A 2,559-nucleotide genomic window follows, 5' to 3' on the forward strand; every position below is an offset into this window, starting at 1 on the left:
GGCGGGCGGGACACGGCCGCGAGCGTCACCCGGGCGGACCGCCCGTCCGGCGACGACGCCCCGGTCACCGCAACGGGCAGCCCCGGTGTGTGCTCGGCGAGGTACTGCTCGACGGCGGTGCGCACCGCGGCGTCCGACAGCGTGAGCGGGGCATCATCGGCCCGCGCCGCACCGCCCGTGTAGAACGCGTCTGGGGACATCGCGTCCGCGGCGTCGGCGGCGGCCAGGTCCGCGACGTCGTACAGGGCCTTCCGGTCCAGGTGCACAGCGCTCGCCGAGGCGACGACCGCGACGAGCATCAGCGCGAACGCGACGAAGGCCGAGGTGAGCAGCATGATGCGGCCGCTCTCGGGGTCACGCCGGCAGGCATCGGGGCGGTCGGCGGGGGTCATCCGCCCATTGTGTCGCCGGGCGCGGACCACGGCCCGGGGAGGGTGTGGACAACCGTTCCGCGAGGGTGCGGACCACCCTGGGAGCCGTCGGCTCGACGCGTCACGGCGACCTAATCGTTTAGATTCGTCCGATCTTCGAAAACGTTTAGCGAAACCCTTGACACCTGGTGGGAGCCATAGAAATCCTTTTCCACGTCCGACGGGCCAACGACGGCACGTCCTACCCGAAGGGGATCAACGATGATGACCCGAACGCTCACCCCAAGGCGCCGCGGGCGCACGCTCGGAGTGGTCTCGCTCGCCACGCTGACCGCCCTGGTGCTCAGCGCAGGCATCGCGGCGACGTCCGCCCAGGCCGCCGGCAGCACCCTGCAGGCCGCCGCCGCGGAGTCGGGCCGGTACTTCGGCACGGCGATCGCGGCGAACAAGCTCTCCGACACGGCGTACACCACCATCGCGAACCGCGAGTTCAACATGGTCACCGCCGAGAACGAGATGAAGCTGGACGCCACCGAGCCGAACCAGAACCAGTTCAACTTCACCAACGGTGACCGCATCGTGAGCTGGGCACGGAGCAACGGCAAGCAGGTCCGGGGACACACGCTGGCGTGGCACTCGCAGCAGCCGGGCTGGATGCAGAACATGAGCGGCTCCGCACTGCGGTCCGCGATGCTCAACCACGTGACCCAGGTGGCCACTCACTACCGCGGCCAGATCCACTCCTGGGACGTGGTGAACGAGGCGTTCGCCGACGGATCCTCCGGCGCGCGCCGCGACTCGAACCTGCAGCGCACCGGCAACGACTGGATCGAGGCGGCGTTCCGCGCCGCCCGGGCAGCCGACCCGAACGCCAAGCTCTGCTACAACGACTACAACACGGACAACTGGAGCCACGCCAAGACCCAGGCCGTGTACAACATGGTCCGCGACTTCAAGTCCCGCGGCGTCCCGATCGACTGCGTCGGCTTCCAGGCCCACTTCAACAGCGGCAACCCGGTACCCAGCAACTATCACACCACCCTCGGCAACTTCGCGGCTCTGGGCGTGGACGTCCAGATCACCGAGCTCGACATCGCAGGCTCCGGCACCTCTCAGGCCGAGCAGTACCGCGGGATCGTCCAGGCCTGCCTCGCCGTGTCTCGCTGCACCGGCATCAGTGTGTGGGGCGTGCGGGACTCCGACTCGTGGCGGTCCGGTGACACCCCGCTCCTTTTCGACGGCAACGGCAACAAGAAGCTCGCCTACAACTACACGCTGGACGCCCTGAACGCGGGCGGGACCGGAAACCCGCAGCCCGGTGACGGCTGCACGGTCACCGTCACCCGCGCCGAGGAGTGGTCCGACCGCTTCAACGTCTCGCTCGCGGTCTCGGGGAGCTCCACCTGGCGCGTCGCGATCCAGCTGCAGGGCGCGCAGAGCCTGCAGAACTCCTGGAACGCCACGGTCTCCGGCACCAGCGGGACCCTGACGGCCACGCCGAACGGGAACGGGAACTCGTTCGGGATCACGGTCTACAAGAACGGCAGCACCACCCTGCCGACGGCGACCTGCTCGACCACCTGACGCTCAACTACCTGACGCTCGACCACCCGCCGGGCTGACCCTGGCCCGGACGCGGCCGCTCGGCCGTGCAGGACGACGGCGGTCCGCACCCCGGCGGGGTGCGGACCGTCGTCACGTCCGCGCCCCGCCACCGCTCCTCAGGACCGGACCGCCGCGTACTCGTCGACCGTTCCGGTCCGGGCCGCCTCCACGGGGACCGCCAGCGGCACCCAACCCCGCACGGCCTCGGGCAGCAGGGGCAGGGGTACCTCGACGCGGACGACAGCAGCCACGGAGCCGCCGGGCGTCAGGCACGGGGACTGCGAGCACTCCAGGGTGAGCCTGCCCTCGCCGGGCGCGAAGCCCTGATCGGTCAGGGCGAGGCGCACCGCGGCGTCGGCCCGGCTGGTACCGGCGGCCGCGGACTCGGCCGTGACCAGGGCGCGGACCGCGCTCGTCGCGGCGCCCTCAGCGGCGAACGCGCCGGCCTGGACGCGACCGAGCGTGACCACGAGGTAGACCAGCGGGATCAGCAGGATCAGCGCGACGCCGAGGAACTCGACCATCGCTGACCCCTGCTCGCGCGCGGGGTCCGCGGTGCGTGCCCGCCAGGCCTGCCGTGCGA

General features: G+C 70.9%; 3 protein-coding genes. 1 reads left to right on the plus strand and 2 read right to left on the minus strand.

From position 1 onward, the window contains the following. A partial coding sequence (locus PROKR_RS35295) for a hypothetical protein (protein WP_036965319.1) occupies positions 1-392 on the minus strand: 392 nt, incomplete at its 3' end. 240 nt (positions 393-632) lie between these two features. Between PROKR_RS35295 and PROKR_RS17785 the strand changes: the two genes are divergently transcribed. Further along, entirely contained in the window at positions 633-1,955 is a 1,323-nt protein-coding gene (locus PROKR_RS17785) for a glycoside hydrolase family 10 protein (RefSeq protein WP_036965257.1), read from the plus strand. A gap of 137 nt (positions 1,956-2,092) precedes the next feature. Here PROKR_RS17785 and PROKR_RS17790 read toward each other — a convergent pair. Further along, a partial coding sequence (locus tag PROKR_RS17790; protein ID WP_036965260.1) for a hypothetical protein occupies positions 2,093-2,559 on the minus strand: 467 nt, incomplete at its 5' end.

It is taken from the genome of Promicromonospora kroppenstedtii DSM 19349 (assembly GCF_000515355.1).
In the GTDB taxonomy this organism is placed as follows: Bacteria; Actinomycetota; Actinomycetes; order Actinomycetales; family Cellulomonadaceae; genus Promicromonospora; species Promicromonospora kroppenstedtii.

What these genes read in the sequence shown, in the direction of transcription:
- PROKR_RS17785 (WP_036965257.1), top strand. Translation starts at nt 633, where the DNA reads ATGATGACCCGAACGCTCACCCCAAGGCGCCGCGGGCGCACGCTCGGA.